22 protein-coding genes are annotated in these 25,684 nt (G+C 68.5%); 6 read left to right on the top strand and 16 right to left on the bottom strand.

Features of this window, described 5'->3' with window-relative positions; translation table 11 throughout:
- Positions 1 to 64 precede the first annotated feature (64 nt).
- Both dnaG and AAHH99_RS19860 read right to left on the bottom strand, forming a co-directional pair.
- Positions 65 to 1,996 carry a DNA primase gene (dnaG, locus tag AAHH99_RS19865; RefSeq protein WP_418770203.1) on the bottom strand — a complete coding sequence of 644 codons (1,932 nt, stop codon included), beginning with the start codon at positions 1,994 to 1,996 and terminating at the stop codon, positions 65 to 67.
- Between the two features lie 31 nt (positions 1,997 to 2,027).
- Positions 2,028 to 3,284 (bottom strand): deoxyguanosinetriphosphate triphosphohydrolase, encoded by a 1,257-nt coding sequence (locus AAHH99_RS19860; RefSeq protein ID WP_418770202.1) that lies wholly within the window; start codon positions 3,282 to 3,284, stop codon positions 2,028 to 2,030.
- A 59-nt stretch (positions 3,285 to 3,343) separates the two neighbouring features.
- Here AAHH99_RS19860 and AAHH99_RS19855 point away from each other — a divergent pair, with 59 nt between their 5' ends.
- Entirely contained in the window at positions 3,344 to 5,347 is a 2,004-nt protein-coding gene (locus AAHH99_RS19855) for a TPM domain-containing protein (protein WP_418770201.1), read from the top strand.
- 250 nt (positions 5,348 to 5,597) lie between these two features.
- Here the strand turns inward: AAHH99_RS19855 and AAHH99_RS19850 are convergent, their stop codons facing one another.
- Complete coding sequence (locus tag AAHH99_RS19850; protein ID WP_418770200.1) at positions 5,598 to 6,992, bottom strand: glycine--tRNA ligase; 1,395 nt, start codon at positions 6,990 to 6,992, stop codon at positions 5,598 to 5,600.
- A gap of 157 nt (positions 6,993 to 7,149) precedes the next feature.
- Here AAHH99_RS19850 and AAHH99_RS19845 point away from each other — a divergent pair, with 157 nt between their 5' ends.
- Both AAHH99_RS19845 and AAHH99_RS19840 read left to right on the top strand, forming a co-directional pair.
- Entirely contained in the window at positions 7,150 to 7,524 is a 375-nt protein-coding gene (locus AAHH99_RS19845; RefSeq protein WP_418770199.1) for an ArsR/SmtB family transcription factor, read from the top strand.
- Between the two features lie 10 nt (positions 7,525 to 7,534).
- Positions 7,535 to 7,942 (top strand): Fur family transcriptional regulator, encoded by a 408-nt coding sequence (locus AAHH99_RS19840; RefSeq protein WP_418770294.1) that lies wholly within the window; start codon positions 7,535 to 7,537, stop codon positions 7,940 to 7,942.
- Here AAHH99_RS19840 and AAHH99_RS19835 read toward each other — a convergent pair.
- From AAHH99_RS19835 to recO, 3 genes are read right to left on the bottom strand one after another with little or no spacing between them, the layout of a single operon-like run.
- A complete protein-coding gene (locus tag AAHH99_RS19835; protein ID WP_418770198.1) occupies positions 7,931 to 8,356 on the bottom strand; it encodes a hypothetical protein in 426 nt (141 codons plus the stop codon). The genes AAHH99_RS19840 and AAHH99_RS19835 overlap by 12 nt on opposite strands.
- Positions 8,357 to 8,404: 48 nt before the next feature.
- A complete protein-coding gene (locus AAHH99_RS19830) occupies positions 8,405 to 9,307 on the bottom strand; it encodes a decaprenyl diphosphate synthase (RefSeq protein ID WP_418770197.1) in 903 nt (300 codons plus the stop codon).
- Positions 9,237 to 10,097: a DNA repair protein RecO gene (gene recO, locus AAHH99_RS19825; RefSeq protein ID WP_418770196.1), complete on the bottom strand. Its 861-nt coding sequence runs from the start codon at positions 10,095 to 10,097 to the stop codon at positions 9,237 to 9,239. Before recO ends, AAHH99_RS19830 begins: the two co-directional genes overlap by 71 nt.
- A gap of 63 nt (positions 10,098 to 10,160) precedes the next feature.
- Between recO and AAHH99_RS19820 the strand changes: the two genes are divergently transcribed.
- Together AAHH99_RS19820 and AAHH99_RS19815 are read left to right on the top strand one after the other, a co-directional pair.
- A complete protein-coding gene (locus tag AAHH99_RS19820) occupies positions 10,161 to 11,678 on the top strand; it encodes an amidase (RefSeq protein ID WP_418770195.1) in 1,518 nt (505 codons plus the stop codon).
- A gap of 11 nt (positions 11,679 to 11,689) precedes the next feature.
- Positions 11,690 to 12,238, top strand: coding sequence for a CAP domain-containing protein (locus AAHH99_RS19815; RefSeq protein ID WP_418770194.1), 549 nt, complete (start codon positions 11,690 to 11,692; stop codon positions 12,236 to 12,238).
- Positions 12,239 to 12,242: 4 nt separating this feature from the next.
- Here the strand turns inward: AAHH99_RS19815 and era are convergent, their stop codons facing one another.
- The 8 genes from era to hrcA form a co-directional block, all read right to left on the bottom strand.
- Positions 12,243 to 13,157, bottom strand: a complete 915-nt coding sequence (era, locus tag AAHH99_RS19810; RefSeq protein WP_418770193.1) for a GTPase Era — start codon at positions 13,155 to 13,157, stop codon at positions 12,243 to 12,245.
- Positions 13,154 to 13,480, bottom strand: coding sequence for a cytidine deaminase (locus tag AAHH99_RS19805; protein WP_418770192.1), 327 nt, complete (start codon positions 13,478 to 13,480; stop codon positions 13,154 to 13,156). Before AAHH99_RS19805 ends, era begins: the two co-directional genes overlap by 4 nt.
- 6 nt (positions 13,481 to 13,486) lie before the next feature.
- Positions 13,487 to 14,812, bottom strand: a complete 1,326-nt coding sequence (locus AAHH99_RS19800; RefSeq protein ID WP_418770191.1) for a hemolysin family protein — start codon at positions 14,810 to 14,812, stop codon at positions 13,487 to 13,489.
- Positions 14,809 to 15,345: an rRNA maturation RNase YbeY gene (gene ybeY, locus AAHH99_RS19795; RefSeq protein WP_064398947.1), complete on the bottom strand. Its 537-nt coding sequence runs from the start codon at positions 15,343 to 15,345 to the stop codon at positions 14,809 to 14,811. Before ybeY ends, AAHH99_RS19800 begins: the two co-directional genes overlap by 4 nt.
- Positions 15,346 to 15,353: 8 nt before the next feature.
- Positions 15,354 to 16,397, bottom strand: a complete 1,044-nt coding sequence (locus tag AAHH99_RS19790) for a PhoH family protein (protein WP_418770190.1) — start codon at positions 16,395 to 16,397, stop codon at positions 15,354 to 15,356.
- A gap of 105 nt (positions 16,398 to 16,502) precedes the next feature.
- Positions 16,503 to 17,243, bottom strand: a complete 741-nt coding sequence (locus AAHH99_RS19785) for a 16S rRNA (uracil(1498)-N(3))-methyltransferase (RefSeq protein WP_418770189.1) — start codon at positions 17,241 to 17,243, stop codon at positions 16,503 to 16,505.
- Between the two features lie 68 nt (positions 17,244 to 17,311).
- Positions 17,312 to 18,460: a molecular chaperone DnaJ gene (gene dnaJ / locus AAHH99_RS19780; protein WP_418770188.1), complete on the bottom strand. Its 1,149-nt coding sequence runs from the start codon at positions 18,458 to 18,460 to the stop codon at positions 17,312 to 17,314.
- A gap of 33 nt (positions 18,461 to 18,493) precedes the next feature.
- Positions 18,494 to 19,525, bottom strand: coding sequence for a heat-inducible transcriptional repressor HrcA (hrcA, locus tag AAHH99_RS19775; protein WP_418770187.1), 1,032 nt, complete (start codon positions 19,523 to 19,525; stop codon positions 18,494 to 18,496).
- A gap of 178 nt (positions 19,526 to 19,703) precedes the next feature.
- Here hrcA and AAHH99_RS19770 point away from each other — a divergent pair, with 178 nt between their 5' ends.
- Entirely contained in the window at positions 19,704 to 20,039 is a 336-nt protein-coding gene (locus AAHH99_RS19770; RefSeq protein WP_418770186.1) for a type II toxin-antitoxin system VapB family antitoxin, read from the top strand.
- 7 nt (positions 20,040 to 20,046) lie between these two features.
- Here the strand turns inward: AAHH99_RS19770 and mbtG are convergent, their stop codons facing one another.
- Complete coding sequence (mbtG, locus tag AAHH99_RS19765; RefSeq protein ID WP_418770185.1) at positions 20,047 to 21,348, bottom strand: NADPH-dependent L-lysine N(6)-monooxygenase MbtG; 1,302 nt, start codon at positions 21,346 to 21,348, stop codon at positions 20,047 to 20,049.
- Positions 21,345 to 25,670 carry an amino acid adenylation domain-containing protein gene (locus AAHH99_RS19760; RefSeq protein WP_418770293.1) on the bottom strand — a complete coding sequence of 1,442 codons (4,326 nt, stop codon included), beginning with the start codon at positions 25,668 to 25,670 and terminating at the stop codon, positions 21,345 to 21,347. The genes mbtG and AAHH99_RS19760 overlap by 4 nt, the downstream gene beginning before the upstream one ends.
- Positions 25,671 to 25,684: the final 14 nt, after the last annotated feature.

Here is a 25,684-nt window from a genome sequence, read left to right as displayed (position 1 = left end):
GTGCACGCCTTCCTGACCGTTCCCACGGTTGTATAGCGCGCCCACCATATCGCGTTACCGGGGGCTACGCAGAGATGTCGTCTCCGCTGGCCTGCTCGAGCAGGCTGCGCCGATACGCCTCCATCGCGACCAAGTCCCCGAACAATGCGTGGTACTCGTCACCCTGCTCGACCGGTGACATGCGCTGGAGCTTGGACTTGACTTCGGCGATCTGGCGGCCAACCCAGACTTCCTGCAACCGGGCCAACACTCCACCGATGTAGCGAGGTAACCGCTCGTCGTCGTCGACGTTGATGGCTTCCACCCCGAGTTCGTTGACCAGGCTTGCCGCGGCGGGTGTCGCGGTGTGCGTTCGAATTGTCTCGATCCACTCCGCGCCGGACTGGCCGGTGGACGTACCACCGGCCGCGTCGATGGCCGAGCGGACCGCGGCGTAACCCGGGTGCGTGAAACTTTCGACCGTCAGCGAATCGAACACCGGCCCCGCCAGCGCCGGATACTGCAGCGCGGCCTTTAGCGCCTCGCGCTGCGGCCACAGCGTCGGATCCGCCGGATCGGGTCGCGAGGCCGGGTCAGGGGTACGCGACCTGCGTGGCTGCGCCTGCTCGCTCGCGGCGCGCCTGCGAGCGCCGCGTTCGGGCATCCCCCGCTTCTGCGCTTCCTCGCGCACCCGGGCCAGTACCTGCGCCTCGTCGGCCCAGCCCACCCAGCCCGTCAGCCGCCGCGCGTACTCGTCGCGCAGCATCGGTTCCTTGATGCGGGCCACCATCGGCACGCACCTGCGCAGCGCGGAGACCCGTCCCTCGGCGCTGTCGAGGTCGTGTTCGGCCAGCGCGGTGCGAATTGCGAACTCGAACAACGGTGTTCGACGGGCTACCAGGTCGCGTAGCGCGCCGTCGCCGAAATGAAGGCGTATGTCGCACGGATCCATCCCAGCCAACTTGTCTTCTGAAGCCACCGCCACAAACGATTGCCCGGCCAGGTTCTGCTCACCCTCGAACGCCTTGATCGCCGCCGCGCGGCCCGCGGCATCGCCGTCGAAAACGTAGATCAACTCGCCGCGAAAGAAGTTGTCGTCCATCATGAGTCGGCGCAGCATCGACAAATGCTCATCACCGAACGCGGTTCCGCAGGACGCGACCGCGGTGGTCACCCCGGCCAGGTGCATCGCCATCACGTCGGTGTAGCCCTCGACAACGACCGCCTGATGCCCCTTGGCGATGTCGCGCTTGGCCAGGTCCAACCCGAACAGCACCGACGATTTCTTGTACAGAACGGTCTCAGGGGTGTTGACGTACTTGGCTTCCATCGGGTCGTCGTCGAAGATCCGGCGGGCGCCGAAGCCGATCACCTCGCCGCCACTGGCCCTGATCGGCCACAGCAGCCGGCGGTGGAAGCGGTCCATCGGGCCGCGTTTGCCTTCCCGGGACAGGCCGGCCGCCTCGAGCTCTTTGAACTCAAAACCCTTGCGTAGCAGGTGCTTTGTCAACGTGTCCCAGCCCGACGGCGCGAAGCCACAGCCGAACCGCTTGGCGGCCTGGCCGTCGAAGTTTCGCTCGATCAGGTACTGGCGCGCCGGTGTGGCCTCCTCGGACTCCAACGTCGTCGCGTAGAACTCCTGGGCTGCCGCGTTGGCGGCCAGCAACCTGCTGCGGCTGCCGCGGTCGCGTTGCACGTTGGTGGTCGAGGCGCCGGTGTAGGTGATCGTGTAGCCGACGCGATCGGCGAGCAGTTCGACCGACTCGACGAAGTTGACGTGCTCGATCTTCTGGACGAAGGCGTAGACGTCGCCACCCTCGCCGCAGCCGAAACAGTGGAAGTGGCCGTGATTGGGCCGCACGTGGAACGACGGCGACTTCTCGTCGTGGAATGGGCACAGCCCCTTCAAGGAGTCCGCGCCCGCGCGCCGCAACTGCACGTAGTCGCCCACGACCTCCTCGATGCGGACCTGGTCGCGGATGGCCGCGATGTCGCGATCAGGAATGCGGCCGGCCACCGGGCCAGTCTAGAGCGCCCCTGGCGAGCGCCTAGGCGGGTTCCAACCGCTCGAGGCGGCCCTCGGTGAAGGATGCGACCTGGTCGATGACCACCCGCAGTCGGGCGCCGTCGCCACCGGCGGCGTTGAACGCCGGCACGAAGATCGGGTCGAGCGTCGCCGGTGCGCCCGCGGCGACCCAAGCCACCACCCGGTGGACGCGTTCGCGCTGTCGTGCCTGCAGGTCCAGATGCCGAGGGTCCGACATGATGAACTGCAGCGCCAGGATCTTGAGCACCGCCACCTCGGCCCGCACCAGATCGGGGACCCGCAGGTCGGCCTGATAACGAACCAAGGGTCCCCGGCCGGATTCCTCGCGGGTCGCCGCGATGGCCGCCGAGGCGAACCGGCCGACGAGTTCGCTGGTCAACTTCTTGAGCGCGACGGATGCGGCCAGCGTGCCGTCGTACTTACCCACAGCGGCTACGACCGGCAGGCTCGACAGCCGCGCCGCGGCGGCCACCAGGTCGTCGGACCGCAGCCCGGCACCCATCCCGCTCGACTCCCCCAACTGACCCAGCACGGCCGCCGCGTCCTTGTCGGCCAGCACCCGCATGTCGATGCGGCCGGAAACCACGCCGTCCTCGACATCGTGAACCGAGTAGGCGACGTCGTCGGCCCAGTCCATGACCTGCGCCTCCAGGCAGGGTTTCTCGTCGGGCGCGTTCGTGCGCACCCAATCGGCCACGGGTACGTCGTCGGAGTAGAAACCGAATTTGGCCTGCCGTGACCCGCGCCGCCACGGGTACTTGGTGACGGCGTCCAGCGCGGCCCGAGTGAGGTTCAGCCCCGCGCTACCACCTTCTGTGTCAAGGGTTTTCGGTTCGAGGCGGGTCAGGATTCGGAAATTCTGGGCGTTGCCCTCGAAGCCGCCGCAGTCGGCGGCGATCTCGTTCAGGGCGCGCTCGCCGTTGTGGCCGTAGGGCGGGTGACCGATGTCGTGAGCCAGGCCTGCGAGGTCGACGAGGTCGGGGTCGCAGCCCAGGCCGATCGCCATACCGCGGCCGATTTGGGCGACCTCCAGCGAATGGGTCAGCCGGGTGCGCGGCGTTTCGCCCTGACGGGGGCCGACCACCTGCGTCTTGTCGGCCAGCCGGCGAAGCGCCGCACAGTGCAGCACCCGCGCCCGGTCGCGCGCGAAATCGGTGCGGTGCTCGGTGTCGGTACCGGGCAGCGCAGCGCTCTTCGGCGGCTCGTCCACCCATCTCTGGCGGTCGAACTCGTCGTAGGGATCTCCGTTGCCTGTCACCGACGGATAGTCTGCCAGCACCAACCGGCTTGACCGTGGTGCGCACTAGATTGGCGGTCATGCGCCTCGTCCGCCTGCTGACCCTCGTGCTCGCCATGCTCACCGCCGGTGCACTCATCGCGCCGACGGCGGCTGCCGAGCCGCCGTTTCGGCTGCCGGGCTACGTCACCGACAACGCGGGCGTCCTCGACGGCGCCGCTCGGGCGGAGGTGACCTCGGCGGTCGACTCGCTCTACAACAGCCGCAGGACCCGGTTGTGGGTCGTCTACGTCGATACCTTCTCCGGTCAACCGGCCGAGACGTGGGCGCGCAACACCATGCGTACGAGCGACCTGGGCACTTATGACGCGCTGTTGGCGGTCGCCACGGTTGACCGTTCATACGCCTTCCTGGTGCCCGACAGCGCAACGGAGTTGAGCTCGAGCCGGGTGGAAAGCGTGCGGCGCAACGGCATAGAGCCTGCACTACGCAACAGCGATTGGGCAGGTGCGGCGGTCGCGGCGGCCGACGGGCTCGCCCGGTCGGGCAGCTCGGGTTCGAGCCTCAGCTGGGTCGGGTTGCTCATCGCCCTCGGAGTGATCGCGCTCGCAGTGGTGGTGCTGATGATTTGGCGCCGACGACGGCAGCGCAAGCGCCGCGAGGCCGAGTTCGCCGCTGCGCGCAGAGTCGATCCGAGCGACCCGCAAGCCCTGGCGGCGGTGTCGCTGGACGCGCTCGACGACCTGTCGCGAGCGATGGTGGTCGAGGTGGACAACGCGGTGCGGACCAGCGACCACGAACTGGAGTTGGCGGTCGAGGAGTTCGGCACCTCACGGACCGAGCCGTTCACGCGGGCGGTCAACAATGCGAAAACGACGCTCGCCCAGGCATTCAACGTCCGGCAGATCCTCGACGACGCCATCCCCGAAACCCCGGCGCAGCGACGCGACCTCTTGACCCGGGTGGTGGTCGCGGCGGCCAAGGCCGACCGTGAGCTCGACGCGCAGCGCGACGCGTTCACCGAGCTGCGGAACCTGGTGATCAACGCCCCGTCGAAACTGGACTCGATGACGCAGCGGGTGGTCGACATCACCGCCCGGCTCGAGCCGTCACGCCGGAAAGTGGCCGAACTGCACAGCGAGTTCGATTCGACCGCGCTGAGTTCGGTGGCCGGCAACGTCGACGCGGCCAAAGAACTGCTCGACTTCGCCGATGCGAGCATCAGCCGTGGGCGCGATCTTGCCGCCCGCCCGGTGCCGGGCCAGCAGAGTGAGCTCGTCGAATGTGTGCGTGCGGCGGAGTCGGCTTTGGTGCAGGCGCGCGGTCTGCTCGACGCAGTGGAGAGCGCCGCGAGTGACATCCGTCGCGCCGCCGCCACGTTGCCCGCGGCGATCGAAGACATCCAGAACGGCATCAAGCAGGCTGGCGCGTTGCTGCAGCAGGGCAACGTGCCGCAGGCCGCGCAGTTGGCCGAGGCGCGCGACGCGGCAGCGGCCGCCGTCGCCGCCGCGCAGCGCTCCAAAGCCGCTGACCCGCTGGGCACTTTCACCGAACTGACGAAGGCCGACGCGGATCTCGATCGACTGCTGGCCGCCGTCGAGCAGGAGCGGGAGGCCGCCGATCGACTCAACCGAGCGCTGGACGAGGCGCTGTTCACGGCGCGGTCGAGGGTCCGGTCGGTGTCGGACTTCATCGATACCCGCCGCGGCATCGTCGGGCCCGAGGCCCGGACCCGCTTGGCAGAGGCCGTCCGTCAGATCGGCGCCGCCGAAGAGCGGCGGGCCAGCGATCCGGCCGAGGCCATCAAGCACGCCAACGGTGCGGCGATGCTCGCGTCGCAGGCGCAGAACCTGGCCAACGCCGACGTTCAGAACGCGCACAGTTCGTACATGGGTCCGTTCGGTGGCGGTCGGGGCGGTGGGGGCAATATGGGCGCGATCATCGGCGGCATCCTCATCGGAAACATCCTCAGCGGTGGAATGCGCGGTGGCTTCGGCGGTTTCGGCGGTGGCGGATTCAGCCCCGGTTCGTTCGGCGGCTCCGGTGGCGGTGGCGGAATGTTCGGCGGTGGCGGCCGCTTCTAGCCGCCTGCCCCTTTCCTTTGCACCGCGCGCGTGCGTGTCTGCTCAGGACACGCCGCTGTTTTTGCGCAGCTCGCGCACGCTCGACGCAGCGCGACCGTGCGAAAACTGTTGCCTTACAACGGTGTATTGTCGACAGACACGCACGCTCAGCGACGAGTGAGAGTGCGTGCAGTGCTCAATTTTCGCGGCGTGGCGTGGGCAGACACGCACGCTCGCGGCAAGGGAGTGACACGCACGCGCGCGCAGCTAGTCAGCAGCCTTTGAGACGGGCGGCGAGGTAGTCGCTGACGTTGTCGAGCGACACCCGGTCCTGCGTCATCGTGTCGCGCTCGCGGACGGTGACGGCTTGATCCTCGAGTGTGTCGAAGTCGACCGTCACGCAGAACGGGGTGCCGATCTCGTCCTGGCGGCGGTAGCGCCGCCCGATCGCGCCCGCGTCGTCGAACTCGACATTCCAGCACTTGCGCAGTTCGGCTGCCAGGTCGCGGGCCTTCGGCGAGAGTGCCTCGTTGCGCGACAGCGGCAGCACTGCGGCCTTGACCGGCGCGAGCCGCGGATCCAGCCGCAACACCGTGCGCTTGTCGACGCCGCCCTTGGCGTTGGGCGCCTCGTCCTCGGCGTATGCGTCGACGAGGAACGCCATGAACGACCGCGTCAGGCCGGCCGCCGGCTCGATCACATAGGGGACGTAGCGGGTGTCGCTGGCCTGGTCGTAGTAGGACAGGTCCGCACCGGAATGCTTTGTGTGCGTGGACAGGTCGAAATCGGTGCGGTTCGCGACACCCTCCAGCTCGCCCCACGGGTTGCCCTGGAATCCGAACTTGTACTCGATGTCGACGGTGCGGTCGGAATAGTGCGACAGCTTCTCCTTCGGATGCTCGTAGAGCCGGAGATTGTCGCGGTCGATGCCCAGTTCGACGTACCACTGCAACCGCTCGTCGATCCAGTACTGGTGCCACTCGCGTGCGGTCGACGGCTCAACGAAGAACTCCATCTCCATCTGCTCGAACTCGCGGGTCCGGAAGATGAAGTTGCCCGGCGTGATCTCGTTGCGGAAGCTCTTGCCGGTCTGGGCGATGCCGAACGGCGGCTTCTTACGTTGCGTGGTCACCACGTTGGCGAAGTTGACGAAGATGCCCTGCGCGGTCTCCGGCCGCAGATAGTGCAGGCCCTCTTCGCTCTCGATCGGACCGAGGTAGGTCTTGAGCATCATGTTGAAGTCGCGCGGTTCGGTCCATTGGCCTTTGGTCCCGCAGTCCGGGCACGCGATCTCGGTCATCGCCACGGATTCGGGGTCGCTGATCCCCTTCTTCTCGGCGAACGCCTCCTGCAGGTGGTCCTGCCGATGCCGCTTGTGACAGTTGAGGCACTCGACCAGCGGATCGTTGAACACGTCGACGTGCCCGGACGCCACCCACACCTCGCGGGGCAGAATGATCGACGAGTCCAGGCCCACGACGTCGTCGCGGCTGGTGACCACCGACCGCCACCACTGGCGCTTGATGTTCTCCTTGAGTTCCACGCCGAGCGGGCCGTAGTCCCACGCCGACTTGGTGCCGCCGTAGATCTCCCCCGCCTGGTAAACCAGCCCGCGCCGCTTGGCCAGGTTCGCAACGGTGTCGATGATCGAGGAAGAGTGAGCCACGACTGCATAGCCTAGCGACACGCTCACGGCCGCCGAGCGACCGCATTTGCACGGTGACACGCCGCGATTTCGCGGACAGACACGGTCGCTCGCGCAAAGGGTGGGGCACCGCATCCCTGCGTTGACATGCATAGAAGCGCATGTATTGTTGACCGTAATGAAAATTGTTTCCACTTTGGCGGACGGACGCGTCGCCACGGATGACACCCACGACCACGGCGGCGCACCGTATCCCGACCTGCCACCGCGTGAGGTGCTCGACACCTCCGGCGACCTGCTGCGCGCGTTGGCCGCCCCGATGCGGATCGCGATTGTGCTGCAGCTGCGGGAGTCGGCGCGCTGCGTGCACGAGCTCGTCGACGCGCTGGCGGTGGCCCAGCCGTTGGTCAGCCAGCACCTGCGCATCCTGAAGGCCGCGGGCGTCGTCGCCGGTGAACGGTCCGGGCGCGAGGTGATGTACCGCCTCGTCGATCATCACCTCGCCGACATCGTCGTCGCGGCGGTGACGCACGCGGGCGAGGCGCACGAGTAAACGCATGTCGATGAGCATGGGAGTGCGCGCGACAAGGCAACGCGCAGCCATCGCAGACCTGCTGGAGAACGTCGACGAATTCCGTTCGGCCCAGGAACTGCACGACGAGCTTCGCCGGCGCGGCGAAGGCATTGGGCTGACCACCGTCTACCGCACGCTGCAACAGATGGCGGCCGCAGGCGTCGTCGACACGCTGCGCACCGACACCGGCGAGTCGGTGTACCGCCGCTGTTCGGAGGACCACCATCACCACCTGGTCTGCCGCGCATGTGGTTCGACGGTGGAAATCCAGGGCGGCGACGTCGAGGCCTGGACCGCCGACATCGCCCGACAGCACGGCTTCTCCGACGTCAGCCACACGATCGAGATCTTCGGCGTCTGCGGGCAGTGCGCGACGACGAACGGTTCAGCCGACTAGCGCACGGCGCACCTCGGCGCCGGTGGCGAGCACCATGAGGATCAGCGTGCGCAGCGCGTCATCGGTCAGCCCGGCGGCCGGAAAGTTGTAGCGCAGCAGCACATCCGCGGCCTTCTTGGAATTGCGCCTGGCCCCGGCGGCCACCTCTTTGGGTGCGCTCTTGGAGGCCAGCGACACCGTGCCCAGCAGTGTGTTGTGGGCGTGTTCGGCGACCGCGGCGCGCAGTTTGGCGTCCAACGGCAGATCCCAGGCCAGGATCTGGGTCAGCGACACCAACTCCAGACCCTCGGCGACCGCCACCGTGCGCAGCGAAGCGAAGGTCTCGTCGTGGTGGACGGTGACCGCCCCGTCGTCCTCCCGCGTCACGGGTAGGACGCCGTCGAGGATCTCGCCCAGCCGCTCCTGCAGTGCCATCACGCTCTCCCGCTCAGGTACATCATTCGGCTCTGCCGCTCAGGTACATCATTCGGCTCTGCCGAAGCGACGGTTGCGGTTGACGTACTCCTCGCAGGCGGCCCACAGGTCCCGCCGGTCGTAGTCCGGCCACAACTTGTCCTGGAACACGAACTCCGCGTATGCGGCCTGCCAGAGCAGGAAGTTGCTGGCGCGCTGTTCCCCCGAGGTCCGGATGAACAGGTCGACGTCAGGGATGTCGGAGCGGTGCAGGTGCTTGGCGAACGTCGCCTCGCTGATGCGGTCCGGCTTGATCTTACCGTCGGCGGCCAACCGCGCGAGCTCACGCGTCGCCTCGACGATCTCGGTGCGTCCGCCGTAGTTGACGCAGTAGTTGATCGTGATGACGTCGTTGCCGACGGTCATCTGCTCGGCGATGTCGAACTCCTTGATCACGCTGCGCCACATGCGCGGCCGCGAGCCGACCCAGCGCATCCGCACGCCCATGTCGTTGAGGTTCTCCCGGCGGCGACGCACCACTTCCCTGTTGAAGCCCATCAAAAAGCGCACCTCTTCGGTGCTGCGTTTCCAGTTCTCGGTGGAGAACGCGTACACCGTCAGGTGCTTGATGCCGATTTCGATTGCGCCGCAGGTGATGTCGATGAGGACGGCCTCACCCATCTTGTGTCCCTCTGTGCGGTGCAGGCCACGCTGGGTGGCCCAGCGTCCATTGCCGTCCATGACGACGGCGACGTGCTTGGGCACCTGGTCAGCAGGGATGCGCGGCGCGGCCTCCTTCGACGTGTGCTGGGGCGGACGCGCGAACCGGCCGTTGGTTCCTGCGGGGATCTCGGGAAAGACGACGGGCCACGTCGACTTGTCCGGGAACGTGGGATAGTCGTCAGGCGCCGGGGGCAGCTGTGGGTAGGCCGGCGGAGCCTTCTTCCTCCGCCCATCCCGTTCGCTTGCCATGTGGCACATCCTGCCCGACCACCGACGCGTGCTGCTCGCCGACACTCCTATCCACCCGATACACCCGTTCCACCAGTGGCAACGTCCGCAATTGGCGCTCCAGATGCCACTGCAAATGCGCGGCCACCAGCCCGCTGGCCTGGCTGCGGTGCGACGCCGTCGACGTCTCGGCGTACTCCCAGTCCCCGTCGTGCAGCGCGGCCATCAAGTCCAGCACGGCCTGGGGCGGCGTCACCGATCCGGAGGGTCGGCAGTGCACGCACACGCTGCCCCCGGCCGCCACGTGGAACGCCCGGTGGGGGCCCGGCGCAGCACAGCGGGCGCATTCGGTCAACGCCGGCGCCCAGCCCGCGATCCCCATGGCGCGCAACAGGTACGCGTCCAACACGAGCTCACGCGGCCGGCCGCCGTCGGCCACCGCCCGCAACGCGGCCACCGTCAGCCGGTGCAGCGCGGGCATCGGCGCGCGTTCCTCACCGGCCAGGCGTTCTGCGGTCTCCAGAACCGCGCAGGCGCACGTGTAACGGCCATAGTCGCTGACGATGTCGGAGGCGAACGCGTCGATGGCCTGCACCTGGGTGACGATGTCGAGGTTGCGGCCCGGGTGCAGCTGAACGTCGATGTGCGCGAACGGCTCCAGCCTGGCGCCGAATTTGCTGCGAGTGCGCCGCACCCCCTTGGCCACCGCCCGCACCAACCCGTGATCGCGGGTGAGAAGAGTCACGATGCGGTCGGCCTCGCCGAGCTTGTGCTGGCGCAGCACCACCGCCCGGTCCCGATACAGCCGCATCGGTTCAGTCTCCCACTGCGGTCCGTCAGATTCCGATCCGCACCGCCGATAAGCTTCTACTCGATGGTCAAAAACGCGCGATTCCCCACCCTCACTCAACAGCTCTTCCAGCTCGCGAGCGGCTCCATTACGTCGGTGGAACTGGTTCAGCGCTCGCTCGAGGCCATCGCGGCCAGCCAACCGACGCTCAACGCGTTCCGCGTGGTGTTCACCGAGCAGGCCCTCATCGACGCCGCCCGCGCGGACCGCAAACGCGCCGCAGGCCAGGATCTTTCGAAGTATCCCCTGCTGGGCATCCCGATCGCGGTCAAGGACGACGTCGACGTCGCGGGCCACCCGACCCGGTTCGGCGCCGACGGCAACGTCCGCCCCGCCACCCGGGACGCCGAGGTGGTGCGGCGGTTGAAGGCGGCGGGCGCGGTCATCGTCGGCAAGACCAACACCTGCGAACTCGGTCAGTGGCCGTTCACCAGTGGACCCGCCTTCGGCCACACCCGCAACCCGTGGTCACGCGACCACACACCCGGCGGTTCGTCCGGCGGCAGCGCCGCGGCGGTGGCGGCCGGGCTGGTGACCGCCGCGATCGGATCCGACGGGGCGGGCAGCGTGCGCATCCCCGCCGCGTGGACACATCTGGTCGGCATCAAACCGCAGCGCGGCCGAATCTCGACGTGGCCGCTGCCCGAGGCTTTCAATGGGATCACGGTCAACGGCGTGCTGGCGCGCACCGTCGCCGATGCGGCGCTGGTGCTCGACGCAGCGTCCGGCAACGTAGCAGGCGATCGCCATCAGCCCCCACCGGTCAAGGTTTCGGAGTACGTGGCGCAGGCGCCTGGTCCCCTGCGGGTCGCGACGTCGACGAAGTTCCCGTTCACGGTGTTCCGCGCCAAGCTGCACCCGGAGATCCAGGCGGCGATATCGGTCGTCGCCGCTCAGCTCGAAGACCTCGGGCACAGCGTGTTCGGCGCCGATCCCGACTACAGCCTCGAGATGTCGTGGAACTTCCTGTCCCGGTCGACGTCGGGGCTGCTGGACTGGGCCGACCGGCTCGGCCAGGGCGTCACGCTCGACAAGCGGACCAAGGCCAACCTGCGCACCGGCCGGTTGCTGTCGGAGCACGTGCTGCGCAAGGCCCGCGCCCGCGAGGCCCGCGCGCATCGCCGCATCGGATACATCTTCAACATCGCCGATGTGGTGCTGGCACCCACTACCGCACAGCCGCCGCCGAAGGTGCACGAGTTCGACGAGCTCGGCGGGCTGGCCACCGACCGCACGATGATCAAGGCGTGCCCGGTGACCTGGCCGTGGAATTTGCTGGGCTGGCCGTCAATCAACGTGCCCGCCGGGTTCACCTCCGAGGGCCTGCCGATCGGCGTTCAGCTGATGGGGCCGGCCAATAGCGAGCCGTTGCTGATCTCGCTGGCCGCGGAGTTGGAGGCGATCAACGGCTGGACGGTGCGCCAGCCCGAGCCGTGGTGGTTTCCCGCCCCCGCCCCCGACCCCGAGCCAGCGGCATCCGACAAGCCGGTAGCGGCCTCCGACCGGCGCGAACCCGAGGACGTCTCCGACGAGGTCGCGTAGAGTCTCCCGGCATGAGAGCGCTGGGTTATGCGTGCGCGTTGCCGGTCCTTGGACTGGTGGGCGGCTTGGTGACCGGGGTTCCGACCGCCGCCGCTGACAACAAGCGGTTCAACGACGGTGTGGTGGCCAACGTCTACACCGTCCAGAAGCAGGCCGGCTGCGATACCGACATCAAGATCAACCCGAAACTGCGTCTGGCCGCCGAATGGCATACCAACGACGTGCTCAACAACCGCGCGCTGGGTGGCGACCTCGGCTCGGACGGCAGCACGGTCGCCGACCGTGCGCGCAACGCCGGCTACGCGGGCCCGGTGACGGAGACGGTGGCCATCAACCCCGCGCTCGCGATGAGCGGCATCGAGTTGCTCAATCAGTGGTATCACCGACCGGACTACAAGGCGATCATGGCCGACTGTTCGAACGTCGACATCGGCGTGTGGTCGGCCAACGCGCTCGATCGCACGGTGGTGGTGGCGGTCTACGGAAAGGGCGACGGCGCCCCACCGGCACACGGCCCGGGAAGGCCGTTCGGGGAGCCCGGCTCGGGCGCCCAGAGCTGAAGCGCTAGAAGCCCAGGCGGCCCAGTTGTTTCGGGTCGCGTTGCCAATTCTTGGCGATCTTGACCCTCAGGTCGAGATAGACCTTGGTGCCCAGCAACTTTTCGATCTGCTGGCGCGCGGCGGTGCCGACCTCGCGCAATCTGGCGCCGCCTTTGCCGATGACGATGCCCTTCTGGCTCTCGCGTTCGACGAACAGGATGGCGTGGACGTCGATCAGCTCGCCCTGCTCGGGTGTGCGGCCCTCGCGCTGGGTGACCTCATCGATGACGACGGCCAGCGAGTGCGGTAGTTCGTCGCGCACGCCTTCAAGTGCGGCCTCCCGGATCAGCTCGGCCATCAGGGTCTCCTCCGGCTCGTCGGTGAGCTCGCCGTCGGGGTAGAAGGCCGGTCCCGGCGGCAGTTCGGAGACGAGCACGTCGACGAGCACGTCGAGGTTGTCCCCCGCGGTCGCCGACACCGGAACAATCTCCGCGTCGGGTCCGACCAGCTCGCTGACCGCCATCAGTTGCGCCGCGACGCGGTCCTTGGGCACCTTGTCGATCTTGGTGACGATCGCGACCAGTGCGGTCTTGGGTGCGACCGCGCGGATCTGGTCGTAAATCCAGCGGTCGCCGGGACCGATCCTCTCGTCGGCGGGGATGCACCATCCGATGACGTCGACCTCGGAGTAGGTGTCCTTGACCAGGTCGTTGAGCCGCTGCCCGAGCAGCGTGCGCGGGCGGTGCAGCCCGGGGGTGTCGACGAGCACGATCTGGAAGTTCTCGCGGTGCACGATTCCGCGGATGGTGTGCCGGGTGGTCTGCGGGCGGTTCGACGTGATCGCTACCTTGGCCCCGACCAGCGCGTTGGTCAGCGTCGACTTTCCGGTGTTGGGTCGGCCGACGAAACAGACGAAGCCCGAACGGAATTCGTCGCTCATAGGTTTCGCACCGGGCGCCCGGATCGGTCTGTGACGATCACGACCGCGTCCGCCGACAGCTCCCGCACCGCGGCCACGCCCGCGTCGTCGGCCGATCCGCCGAGCACCACCGCGGCCTCCAGGCCGGTCGCGCCGCTCGACACCGCTGCGGCCACGGCGGCCTGTAATGCGGTCAGCTCCAACGCCGTCAGCGCCACCGGGGCCGCCGCGTAGGTGCGGCCGTCACGGTCGCGGACGGCGGCGCCGCTTCCGGCCTCCGCCCGCGCCATCGCCCCGCGCGCCAGCGTCACGAGCTTGGCGTCCTCGCCGTCGAGGTCAGTCATCGTGCCTCACCGCTCCTCGCGCAAGCGCTCATCGTCGCCATCATCATCGTCTTCTCTCTGGGGAGTCTCGGTGCGGCTGACCAGCACCGTGCCGATACGCACCCGCCCGCGGGGGTCCGGCCCGCCTTCGGCCTGCAGCCGCAGCCCGTCCCACGTCACCTCCGCGCCCGGCAGCGGGACGCGGCCGAGTTCCAGCGCGACGAGACCGCCGACGGTGTCCACGTCGAGGTCGTCGTCGAACTCGATGTCGTAGAGCTCGCCGAGATCCTCGATCGGCAGCCGGGCCGAGACGCGATAGCGGTTGTCACCCAAGTCTTCTACGGGCACCACTTCGCCGGCGTCGTACTCGTCGACGATCTCGCCGACGATCTCCTCGAGCACGTCCTCGATGGTGACCAGGCCGGCGATCGCGCCGTACTCGTCGACCAGCAGGACCATGTGGACGCGGTCGCGCTGCATCTCGCGCAGCAGCTCGTCGAGCGGCTTGGAATCCGGTACGAACACCGTGCGCCGCATGACATCGGAGACCTTGGTGCCGCGGCCGCCGTCGGTCGAGTAGTACGTCCGCTGCACGAGGTCTTTGAGGTAGACGACACCGACGATGTCGTCGACGTTCTCCCCGATCACCGGGATCCGGGAGTGGCCGCTGCGCACCGCCAGTGACGTCGCCTGCCCCGCCGTCTTGTCGCTTTCGATCCACACCATCTCGGTGCGCGGCACCATGACCTCGCGTGCCGGGGTGTCACCGAGTTCGAACACCGACTGGATCATCCGCCGCTCGTCGTCGGCCACCACACCGCGCTGCTGGGCCAGGTCGACCACCTCGCGCAGTTCGATCTCGGACGCGAACGGGCCGTTGCGGAACCCTCGGCCCGGTGTCAACGCGTTACCGAGCAGCACCAGCAACCGGCTGATCGGTGTCAGCAGCACCGAAAGCGCTTGCAGCGGAAGGGCCGCGAGCAGGGCGATCGTGTAGGCGTGTTGTCTGCCGAGCGTTCGCGGGCCGACGCCGATCACGACGAAGCTGACCACCACCATGATCGCGGCGGCGACGAACAACCCCCAGGTGACCCCGAGATGCCCGTCGAGGTAGGCGGCCAACAACACCGTCGGCCCGACCTCGCAGGCGATGCGTAGCAGCACGATCAGGTTGATGTAGCGAGGACGCTCGGCCATCACCCTGGCCAGCCGCACCGCTCCCGGCCGTTCCTCGCGGACGAGTTCTTCGACTCGCGCCATCGACACCGTGCTCAGGGCCGCGTCGATCGCCGCGAACAACCCGCCGAAGAAGACGAGGACGATCGCGAAGATCAGCTGTCCGACGCCGGTCACAGTTCGTCGAAGTATCGGGAGTTGTCGAGGAGCCTGCGTTCCTTCTCCGACTGGCGGTCGTGGTGGTAAGCCTCGACCTGGTCGGCGACCCACTCCTCGAGCAGTTGACGCTGCAGGGTGAACATCTCTTTTTCCTCGGCGGGCTCGGCGTGGTCGTAGCCCAGCAGGTGCAGCACCCCGTGCACGGTGAGCAACGCCAGCTCCTGGCCCAGCGAATGCCCGGCCGCAGCGGCCTGATCGGCGGCGAACTGCGGGCACAACGCGATGTCACCCAACATGGCCGGACCGGGCTCGGGGGCGTCGGGCCGTCCGCCCGGCTCCAGCTCGTCCATCGGGAAGCTCATGACGTCGGTGGGGCCCGGCAGGTCCATCCACCGCATGTGCAGATCGGCCATCGCCGCCGTGTCGAGCAGCACCATCGACAGTTCGGCCGCGGGGTTGACCTTCATCTTGCGGATGACGAAACGGGCGACGCTGATCAGTTCCTCTTCGGAGACGTCGATGCCCGACTCATTGGACACCTCGATGCTCATATCGACCGCTACCGTCGGGCTCGGCCGCCGGAGGCGCGGCGCTGGGCCCGGTTCAGCTGCGTGGGCTCGTCGTGTCGCGCGTACGCGTCGACGATCTCCGACACCAGCCGGTGCCGCACGACGTCGGCGCTGGTGAGCTCGGCGAAGTGGATGTCGTCGATGCCGTCGAGGATTCGCATCGCCGCGTGCAGGCCCGAAGCGGCCCCGCCGGGCAGGTCGACCTGCGTGATATCGCCCGTCACAACGATTTTCGAGTTGAAGCCGAGCCGGGTCAAAAACATCTTCATCTGCTCGGCGGTGGTGTTCTGCGCCTCGTCGAGGATGATGAAGGCATCGCTAATCGTGCGGCCCCTCATGTACGCCAGCGGCGCAACCTCGATCACCCCGGCGCTCATCAACTTCGGGATCAGCTCGGGGTCCATCATGTCGTGCAGCGCGTCGTAGAGCGGGCGCAGATACGGGTCGATCTTCTCGCTCAGCGTGCCGGGCAGGAAGCCGAGCCTCTCACCGGCCTCCACTGCCGGCCGGGTGAGGATAATCCGCGACACCTGCTTGGACTGTAAAGCGTTGACGGCCTTGGCCATCGCCAGATACGTCTTGCCGGTGCCAGCGGGACCGATGCCGAACACGATGGTGTGCGCGTCGATGGCGTCGACGTAGCGCTTCTGGTTCAGCGTCTTGGGCCGGATGGTCTTACCGCGCCGCGACAGGATGTCGAGGGTGAGCACCTCGGCGGGCGACTCGTTGCCTGTTCCAGTGAGCATTCCGACGCTGTGCCGCACGACGTCGGGGTTCAGCGCCTGACCGTTGCCCACGATCGCGATCAGCTCAGAGATCACCCGTTCGGCCAGCGCGACGTCGGCGGGTTCGCCGGACAGGGTCAGCGCGTTTCCGCGCACATGAATGTCGGCCGCCAGGATGCGCTCGAGCGCGCGCAGATTCTCGTCGGCGGAACCCAATAGGCCCACGACGAGGTCGGGCGGAATGTTGATGCTGCTGCGTACCGACTCAGAAGACTGATCAGAGTCAGCGGTCGTCTCGCGGGGCGTCAAGAGGGTTCAGTGCCTGCTTTCTGGTTCTGGCCTGGCCGTTGCTGATGTCTGTTCACAGTTTACCGCTGGTCAGCGACACGACCCAATGGTTAAGGCGGCCACCCATCACGACCACCGGTCGGTCAGCACGCCCAGCGCCCCCAGCGCGACCGCGGCGGCGGTGGAGGTCCGCAGCACCGTGGGCCCCAGCCGCACGGCCGTCGCACCCGCATCGCGCAGCGCGGCCACCTCGTCGTCGGCGATGCCGCCTTCCGGTCCCACCACCACGACCACCGCGTCGGCCGCGGCGACCGGCACATCGGTGAGCCGCTGCGTCGCCGATTCGTGCAGCGCGAGCACGACGGCGTCCCGGTCACCGAGTCCGTCGACCAGCTGGGTCGTCGAGACCGGGCCGCTGACCTCGGGGATGCGGGCCCGCCGCGACTGCCGGGCTGCCGAGCGGGCCACCGCACCCCACCGGCGCAGACCCTTCTCGGCCTTGGCCGGCGAGTCCCACCGGGCCACGCATCGGGCGGCCTGCCAGGCCACGAACGCGTCCGCGCCCGCCTCGGTGGCCAATTCGATCGCCAACTCCGAGCGCTCCGACTTGGGCAGCGCCTGCACGACGGTCACGGTCGGGGACGGGGGCGGCACGAAGCGCCGGTCCAGCACCCGCGCCGTCAACCTGCCCTTCGCCACCTCGTCGACCTCGCAGTGCGCCAGCTCTCCGGCGCCGTCGCCGAGCTGGAGGCGCTCACCTGGCCGGATGCGGCGCACTTTGGCGGCGTGGAAGCCCTCGTCGCCCTCGACGACCGCGAGCTCACCGACCCCAGGCAGGGCGTCGACGTAGAACAGCGCCGCGGACATCGGCGTTACCGAGGCGTCCGGGTCGAAATCTGTGGCCGGGTCGTCATCCGAGCGGGATCACGACCACGTCAGCGGCCGCTGAACGTCTCACGCAGCCGGCTGAACAGCCCGCCGCCGCTTGCGGCCGTCGGCTGCGCCGAGCGCACCTCGGCGACGTCGCGGGCACGCTTGGCCTTGAGCTTGCGCAGCAGTTCGGCGTCCTCGTTGTCCAGCCGCGACGGCACCACGACATCGATGTGGGCGTGCAGGTCACCGCGAACCCCGGAGCGCAGATGGGGCATGCCGTGACCCCGCAGCGTGACGATGGCGCCAGGCTGTGTGCCGGACGGGATCGCGATTTCGGTCGGCCCGTCGAGGATCGCGTCGACGGTGACGGAGGTGCCCAGCGCCGCGTCGACCATCGGCACCGAGACCGTGCAGTGCAGATCGTCGCCGTCGCGCACGAAGGTGGCGTGCGGCTGCTCGTGCACCTCGACGTACAGGTCGCCAGCGGGCCCCCCGCCCGGTCCGACCTCGCCTTGTGCCGCCAACCGCACCCGCATGCCGTCGCCGACGCCTGCCGGGATCTTCACGCTGATCTCCCGGCGGGCGCGCACGCGGCCGTCGCCGCCACAGCGGTGGCAGGGGTCCGGAATGACCTCGCCGACGCCGCCGCACACCGGGCAGGGCCGCGACGTCATGACCTGGCCCAGCAGGGACCGCTGCACCGTCTGGATCTCGCCGCGACCGCCGCAGGTGTCGCAGGCCATCGGGGCGGAGTTGCCGTGGGTGCCCTTGCCGTGGCACAGGTCGCACAGCACCGCGGTGTCGACGGTGACCTGCTTGGTCACGCCGGTCGCGCACTCCGACAGGTCCAACCGCATCCGCAGCAGCGAATCCGATCCGGGCCGCACCCGGCCGATCGGCCCGCGGGTGGCGCCACCGCCGCCGAAGAACGCCTCGAAAACGTCGCCCAGGCCCCCGAAGCCGGCGAACCCGTTGCCGCCCGCGGCCGCCGCCGACTCCAGTGGATCGCCCCCGAGATCGACGATGCGACGCTTCTCCGGATCGCTGAGCACCTCGTAGGCGGCGCTGATGTCCTTGAACCGGGCCTGAGCGGCTTCGTCCGGATTGACGTCGGGATGCAGTTCGCGCGCCAACCTGCGATAGGCGCGCTTGATTTCCGCATCCGACGCGCCCTTGCTGACGCCGAGCAGCCCGTAATAGTCGCGTGCCACGCTGACTTGCCTGACCTTCCACCTGTGCCGGGTCTACCGGCTACCTAAGACTTCCCCGATATAGAGAGCAACCGCAGCGACATTAGCGATAGTTCCCGGATAGTCCATTCGGGTGGGCCCTAACACACCCATGCCGCCGTACACCTTGCCCGAACTGCCGTATGCGGTCGTCACCACCGACGTGCCGGCCATCTCCTCGGCCTCGGTTTCGTGGCCGATGCGCACGGTCACCTTGCCGGCCTCCTGCTGCACCGCCAGCAGCCGCAGCACCACCACCTGCTCCTCGAGCGCCTCGAGCACCGATCGCAGGGAACCGCCGAAGTCGGCGGTGTTGCGGGTGAGGTTGGCGGTGCCGCCCAGCAGCAGCCGCTCCTCGCGGTGCTCGACGAGCGTCTCGACCAGCACGGTGGCCGACCGGCCGATTGCGTCGGCGAGCCCGCCGTGCCCGTCGAGCTGCGAGGCCAGGTCCGCAACGGCGACCGATGCGGCCGCCAGCGGTTTGCCCTCCAGGGCCTGACCGAGCAGGTCGCGCAGCTTGCTCACATCGTGCTCATCGAGCGTGTCGCCCAACTCGACCATGCGCTGGTCCACCCGGCCGGTGTCGGTGATCACCACCAGCAGCAGCTTGGCCGGGGTGAGTGCGACCACCTCGAGGTGGCGGACGGTGGAGGTGGACAGCGTCGGGTACTGGACGATCGCGACCTGGCGCGTCAGCTGCGCGAGCAGCCGCACGGCGCGGCGCAGCACGTCGTCCAGGTCGACGCCGGATTCGAGGAACGACAGGATCGCGCGGCGCTCCGACGACGACAGAGGTTTGATGTCGTCGATCCGGTCGACGAACTCGCGGTAGCCCTTCTCGGTGGGCACGCGCCCGGAGCTGGTGTGGGGCTGGGTGATGTAGCCTTCGGCCTCCAATACCGCCATGTCGTTGCGCACGGTCGCGCTGGACACACCGAGGTTGTGCCGCTCAACGAGCGTCTTCGACCCGATCGGCTCCTTGGTGGCCACGAAGTCGGCGACGATCGCGCGCAGCACCTCAAACCGGCGGTCGTCGGCGCTACCCATGTGTGCTCACCTACCCCTCGAATCGCGTTGTCACCCATTTTAGGGGCACCAACAGCGCCGATAGCGCGTGCGCGGCTCTTCGACACGTGCAACACGCGCGATCGCAGTGCATTAGCCTTGCTTTTTGTTGTCACAGTCCGGGGAGGACTCGGGGGACGACTCGAAGGACGCCGGCCCAATGATCTTCAAGGGAGTCAGGGAGGGTAGGCCCTACCCCGAGCACGGGTTGTCACACCGCCAATGGGCGCAGATCCCTCCGCGCCAGATCCGGCTCGACGAGTTGGTCACCACCACCACGGTGCTCGCGCTCGACCGACTGCTCTCCGAGGATTCGACCTTCTACGGCGACCTGTTTCCGCACGCGGTGCGGTGGAAGGGCATCACCTACCTCGAAGACGGCTTGCACCGCGCGGTGCGGGCCGCGTTGCGCAACCGCACGGTGCTGCACGCGCGCGTGTTCGACATGGACGTGCCGTCCCCAGCTGACGCGTGGGCCCCGGCGCGACAGGTTTAGAACCGCGTCACCGAACTGATTGACGCTCATGTCCTTTCGGTGACACACCTGCGGCCTCGCCCAGGTCCGCGCCGAGGATGCGGTCCGACAACAGGCCCAGGCACGACAGGTTGGGAAAGCCCGGCCCCTGCGTCAGTCCCGACAGACCCGGCAGGAAGAGCTTGGGCCGCAACCCGCCGACGGCGAGGTCGTCGCCGATGGCCTCCTGCAGCACATCCGGGGTCAGCGGCGCGCCGAGGCCGAGTTCGAGCAGATCCAATGCGTCCTGGCCGAGCAGTGGCACGAACCACATCGCGTCGGCGCCCGAGCCGTCGATGACCAGGTCGAAACCGTGCACCGTCTCGAGCGACTCGCCGCCCTGAGTTGTACTCAGCGTCAACCGGATCCGGCCTTCGCGGGCCACGGCGTGCGCGACCCGGCCCCGCAGGTGGCGGATCCGGTCGTCGGCGAGCAGTGCCTCCTGCACGCGGGCGGAGAACACCCCGCGGTCGGTCCGCAACAGCGCATCGCGGCGCTCCGTCATGGTCAGGCTGGTCCAGCCGGTGGGGTCGGAGAACAGCGTGTTCTCGAAGAACCCCTCGCCTCGGGTGAACAGGGTCACCTGCGGGGAGATCACCGTGATCGTCGAAACCCGATGCCGGAACAGCTCGTTGAGCATCGACGCCGCGGTCTCTCCGCCGCCGATGACCGCCACGCGTTCGGCGCGGATCAGCTCGTATTGCGCCGCGCGATGCCAGAACTGCGCGATCGACAGCACCCGCGGATTCCCCGGCAGGATCGAGCGCTCCGGCTGACCGGGGCCCGTGATCATCAGGCCATCGGCCGTCACGGTGCGGTCGGGTGTCTGCAGCGCCCACCGCGGCTCACCGGATTCGGTGTCGACCGAGATGCCGCGCACCTCGCCGCGGACCATGTTCATCTCGACGTTGTCCGCGACCCAGCGCAGGTACTGGCTCCACCTGCGATGGGTGGGGGCGGGCCTTCCGCGGTCAACCCACTCCGCGAACTGGCCCGTCGAGATCAGGTACTGCTGCCAGCTGTGCCGGGTCATGCGCTCGTCGAGTTCGGCGTTGCGGCGCGGCACCAGGGCCGAGCGGTACGGGAAGCCGACGTCCTTCTCCGGGCTCGTGCCCAACCGGTGTTGTCCGTCGGTCCAACCGCCGTCGGCCTGCCAGTTGGCGGCCACGCCGGTCTTCTCGACGGCGACGACCTCGGGCACGTCGATGCCCATGTCACGAAGTTCTGCGGCCTTGGCGGCGACGGCGACGGCCTTGGCGCCCGCGCCCACCACCGCAAGTGTCCGGCTCATGAAACGACCTCTCGTAGCGATTCCTGCCACATCGTCTGCAGTGCAGCGACATCGTCGGCGGACAGAATTTCGGGAAGCGTGCGCCATTGCGTGCCCAGCACCGGCGCGTCGCTGTCGCCGAGCACCGCGGCAAGCACCGTCAGTTCGTGCCGGACCGCCAGCCGCGGCTCGGGCAGCGGCGACACCCCCGCCAGCAGTGCCCGGTCCGGACGCAGCGCGCCGCCGTCGAACCCGGCGTGCACCCGGCCCAGGAAGTTGAGCAATATCTGCGGTTCGGGCAGGACCGCCAGGCGTTCGGCGGTGTCGGGGCGCAGATAGCGCAGCAGCCCGTAATCGATGCTGTCACCGGGGATGTCGCCGACATCGCGGGCGGTCTGCACACGCAGCGGGTAGATCGCGGTGAGCAGGCCGACGGTGTCGGAGGTGTCGACTGTGTCGATCAGGTTGTCGGCGCGGCCGTGTGTCTCCAGTGCCAACAGCGGCGGTGGGGTGTCCTGGCCGCGGTGCAGCCGCCAGCGAGTGACGGTACGCGCGGCGGCCGCAGCCAGCAGGTGTGGTGCGGGTTCGGACGCGTTGAGTAACCGCAGCGTGAGGTCTGTGTCGGTCACCGCCATGGAGACGACGACGTCGCCGACCCGATCGGTCTGCGGGCGCAACCTGCGGGCACCGAGCGGTGGGTCCTCGCCGTCGAGTTGGGCCGCCCAGAAGTCGGCCGTGTCGAGCGTGTACGCCCGCTCGCGCAGCAGTCTCGACCAGCGCCGGTAGCTGGTGTGTTCGCGGATGGGCGCCGGCTCGCGGCCCGACGAGATGGTGTGCCAGGCCGCGTCGAGTTCGGCCAACAGGATCCGCCAGGACGCCGGGTCCGCGGCCAGCACGTGGGCAGTCAGCAGCAGGAGGCCAGGTCCGCTGGGCGGGCGCAGCCACACCGCGGCGAGCATCGAACCCTGCTCGGGGTCAAGGTCTTCCACCGACCGGTGGGCGTGTTCGGCCACGGCTGCGACGAGCGTTTCGTCGGTATCGTCGTCGACGGGCACCTCGGTCAGCAGATCGCACGCCTCGTGCTCGACGAGCGTCATCGTCTGCCGGTCGATGCGGCTTCGCAGCACCGGGTGACCGCCGATCACCGCGCGCAGGATCTGCTCGAGTCGCTCTCGGGTAACGCCGTCGGGCAGCCGGATCGCTTCGGTCTGCGCCAACCGTTGCGGTTCGCCCAGTTCGTAGAGCCAGTGCGCACTGGGCAGCACGGGCGTCGGACCGTCGGGGTCGTCGTCGTGCTCGGCGAGCGCCGAGTCTTTCTCGATCGCCTCCGCGAGCTCACGCAATGTCGCGCACTCCAGCATCAGCCTGGCGCGCAACGGGATCCCTCGCCTACGGGCGGCCTGCACCACCGAGAGCGCCACGATGCTGTCCAGGCCGAGTGCCAGAAGGTCCGCGTTGACATCGATGGTGGTGGTGGCGGAGCCTTCGAGTAACTCGCAGAGCACAGCCGCCAGCGCCTTCTCCGTCTCGGACTCCGGCGCGGTCGAGGGCCCCTCGGCGACGGCGATCGCGTTCAGGGCGGCTTCGTCGACCTTGCCATGCGTGGTCAGCGGCATCTGGTCGATGACCACGATCGAGTGCGGAACCATGTAGCGCGGCAGGCGTTTTGACACCATGGCGCGCAACTCGGAGGCCGCCGGCGCGGGTTCGGCGGCGACGAACGCCACCAGTTGTGCGCCCCACCGTTGTGGGCGCACCACCACGTGGGCGTGTCGCACCGCGGGATGGGTGTGCAGAACCGCCGAGATCTCGCTCGGCTCCACTCGGAAGCCGCGGATCTTCACCTGCGCGTCGGAGCGCCCGAGGAACTCCAGTGCGCCGTCGGGTTGGCGCCGCACCACGTCACCGGTCCGGTACATGCGCTCGCCGTGCCCGAACGGGTCGGCGACGAACCTGCAGGCGGTCTCGCCGAACCGGCCCAGATAGCCGCGGGTCAGTTGGCCGCCCGACAGGTACAACTCGCCCGGGACGCCGTCGGGTACCGGCCGCAGCCACGAGTCCAGCACGTAGGCCGTGCTGGCCGACGTGGGATGCCCGATGGTCGGTTGGTCGTGTTCGGCGATCGTGGCGACAACGGCTTCGACGGTGGTTTCCGTTGGGCCGTAACAGTTGTAGGCCGCCATGCCGGTGCGCGCGCATTCGTCGCGGATCAGGTTCCACGCCGGGATCCCGACGGCCTCCCCGCCGAGTGCCAGCACCCCGAGCGGCACCGTCGTGAGCAGTCCGACCGCGTGCAGTTGGGCGAACATCGACGGTGTGGTGTCGATCAGGTCGATCCCGTACCGGCCGATCGTTTCGACAAGGGCCTCAGCGTCACGCTGGATGTGGTCGTCGACGATGTGCACCGCATGCCCGTCGAGCAGGGCGGCCAGCGGCTGCCATGCCGCGTCGAACGTGAACGACCAGGCGTGCGCCACCCGCAGCGGGTGGCGCAGCCGAGCCGCCGCCGGGCGCAGCACATTTCGGGCGTGGTCCTCGGCGTAGGCCAGCAGCGCCTGATGGGTTCCGATGACACCCTTGGGCCTGCCGGTGGTTCCGGAGGTGAACACCATGTACGCGGCCTGACCCGGCAGCGCGACCGTAGGGCGGTAGTCCTCGGTGGTCTCGGACGGGCCCTCTCCGAGCATCTCGTCGTCGACGACGACCGTTGCAGCGCACTGGTCGAGGATGTCGGCGATCCGCTCGGCGGGCATCCCGGGGTCCAGCGGCACGATCACACCGCCTGCCTTTAGCACCGCCAGCATCGCGACGACATACTGCGGTCCTCGCGAAAGGCGGATCGCCACAGGTGTTTCAGCCTGTACACCCTTCGCCACCAGCATGGCGGCGAGCTGATCGGCCGCCTCGTCGAGTTGTCGATAGGTGAGCTCGCCGCCGGACCAACTCAACGCCGGTGAACCCAACCGCGCGCTCGCGGCTTCGGCGAACGCGGTGTGCACACCGAGATGTTCGCTCGCCGGCGCGGGCTCGGCGGTCGCGATCGCGCTTTCGCCGTCGAGCAGGACACTGACGTCGCGCAGCGGGCGATCCCAACCGGCGATCAGTCGCTGCGTCGTGGTGAGCAACCGGTGCCCGAGCGACTCGGGACTCATCTGGCCGAGCGCCCCCTCCACGACCTCGACCAGGACCGTGAGCTCGTCGTCGATCATGTGCGCGGCGATGGTGACCGGGAAGTGCGACACGCTCTCCAACGCCGCAGGCCGGAATGTCGCACCGTTGGCCTCGAAGTCGCCGCCGCCGACCAGACCGCCGGGCGGAAAGTTCTCGTACACGAGCAGGGTGTCGTACATCTCGCCGATGCCACCCAGGACCCGCAGTTCGTTGTGGGGAAGGTATCCGTGGTCGCGCAGCTTGGCCGCTTCGCGTTGCAACGCAACGCATTGCGCGCCCACTCGGGCCGTTGGGTCCAGCCGGACCCGCAGCGGCACCGTGTTGATGAAGAGCCCCACCATGGTCTCCACGCCCGCCAGCTCGCCGGGGCGTCCGGACACCGTCACGCCGAACACCACATCGGAGCGGTCGGTGAACGCCGAGAGCACTGCGGCCCAGGCCATCTGGACCAGGGTGTTGACCGTGACACCACGGGACCGGGCGGCCTCCGCCAACTGCTGCGTAGCGTCCCGATCCAGGCGCAGCTCGGTGCGGTGCGGTTCACCGGTGGGCGGCTCCCCGGAGGTGAGAGCCGGTGTGACGAGCGTCGGGCCGTCGAGGTCGTCGAGGTGCTCACGCCACAGGGCGCGGCTGGTCTCCTGATCGCGGCCGGCCAGCCAGCCGATGTAGTCGCGGTAGGGGCGCGGCGGCGGTGGTAATACGGACGGATCGCCGCCCGAGCGGTACAGCGAGATCAACTCGCCGACGAACAGCGGCAGCGACCACCCGTCGATGATGATGTGGTGGGCGACGACGACAAATCGCCAGTGCGATTCGGGCACCTCGATCAACAGAAACCGGATCGCCGGTCCGCGCGCGAGGTTGAACGGCCTACGATATTCATCGGCCTCGAGCGCCTCGACCTCGTCGGCCCTCGCGGTGATGTGACGCCACGGCACGTCGACGCGGTTCGGCACTACCTGGACCGGTTTGCTCTGCGCCCGAACGAAACTCGCCCGCAGGTTGGGGTGGCGGACGAGCATCGCGGCCGCGCACTCGCGCAGCAGTCCCGCGTCGAGCGACCCGGTGACATCGGCCGCCATGGTGATGACATACGGGTCCTCGCCGCCGTCTTCGGCGGTGCTCAGCTGCGCCAGCGAGAACAGCCCCTGCTGCAGCGGGCTGAGCGCCATCACGTCCTCGATGG

The sequence above is a fragment of the Mycobacterium neumannii genome (assembly GCF_048452905.1).
Lineage (GTDB): Bacteria > Actinomycetota > Actinomycetes > Mycobacteriales > Mycobacteriaceae > Mycobacterium > Mycobacterium neumannii_B.
The sequence above is the reverse complement of the archived record's forward strand: the minus strand, read 5'-3'. Positions and strand labels throughout refer to the sequence as shown.

Bases quoted from the DNA above. Each gene is read 5' to 3' on its own strand.
- AAHH99_RS19770 (WP_418770186.1), top strand. From the start codon at position 19,704: ATGATCTTCAAGGGAGTCAGGGAGGGTAGGCCCTACCCCGAGCACGGG.
- AAHH99_RS19815 (WP_418770194.1), top strand. From the start codon at position 11,690: ATGAGAGCGCTGGGTTATGCGTGCGCGTTGCCGGTCCTTGGACTGGTG.
- AAHH99_RS19845 (WP_418770199.1), top strand. From the start codon at position 7,150: ATGAAAATTGTTTCCACTTTGGCGGACGGACGCGTCGCCACGGATGAC.
- AAHH99_RS19785 (WP_418770189.1), bottom strand. From the start codon at position 17,243: ATGTCCGCGGCGCTGTTCTACGTCGACGCCCTGCCTGGGGTCGGTGAG.
- ybeY (WP_064398947.1), bottom strand. From the start codon at position 15,345: ATGAGCATCGAGGTGTCCAATGAGTCGGGCATCGACGTCTCCGAAGAG.
- recO (WP_418770196.1), bottom strand. From the start codon at position 10,097: ATGCGGCTGTATCGGGACCGGGCGGTGGTGCTGCGCCAGCACAAGCTC.
- AAHH99_RS19760 (WP_418770293.1), bottom strand. From the start codon at position 25,670: ATGGCGCTCAGCCCGCTGCAGCAGGGGCTGTTCTCGCTGGCGCAGCTG.
- AAHH99_RS19835 (WP_418770198.1), bottom strand. From the start codon at position 8,356: ATGGCACTGCAGGAGCGGCTGGGCGAGATCCTCGACGGCGTCCTACCC.
- mbtG (WP_418770185.1), bottom strand. From the start codon at position 21,348: ATGAGCCGGACACTTGCGGTGGTGGGCGCGGGCGCCAAGGCCGTCGCC.
- AAHH99_RS19830 (WP_418770197.1), bottom strand. From the start codon at position 9,307: ATGGCAAGCGAACGGGATGGGCGGAGGAAGAAGGCTCCGCCGGCCTAC.
- AAHH99_RS19820 (WP_418770195.1), top strand. From the start codon at position 10,161: ATGGTCAAAAACGCGCGATTCCCCACCCTCACTCAACAGCTCTTCCAG.
- AAHH99_RS19840 (WP_418770294.1), top strand. From the start codon at position 7,535: ATGAGCATGGGAGTGCGCGCGACAAGGCAACGCGCAGCCATCGCAGAC.
- AAHH99_RS19805 (WP_418770192.1), bottom strand. From the start codon at position 13,480: ATGACTGACCTCGACGGCGAGGACGCCAAGCTCGTGACGCTGGCGCGC.
- era (WP_418770193.1), bottom strand. From the start codon at position 13,157: ATGAGCGACGAATTCCGTTCGGGCTTCGTCTGTTTCGTCGGCCGACCC.
- hrcA (WP_418770187.1), bottom strand. From the start codon at position 19,525: ATGGGTAGCGCCGACGACCGCCGGTTTGAGGTGCTGCGCGCGATCGTC.
- AAHH99_RS19855 (WP_418770201.1), top strand. From the start codon at position 3,344: ATGCGCCTCGTCCGCCTGCTGACCCTCGTGCTCGCCATGCTCACCGCC.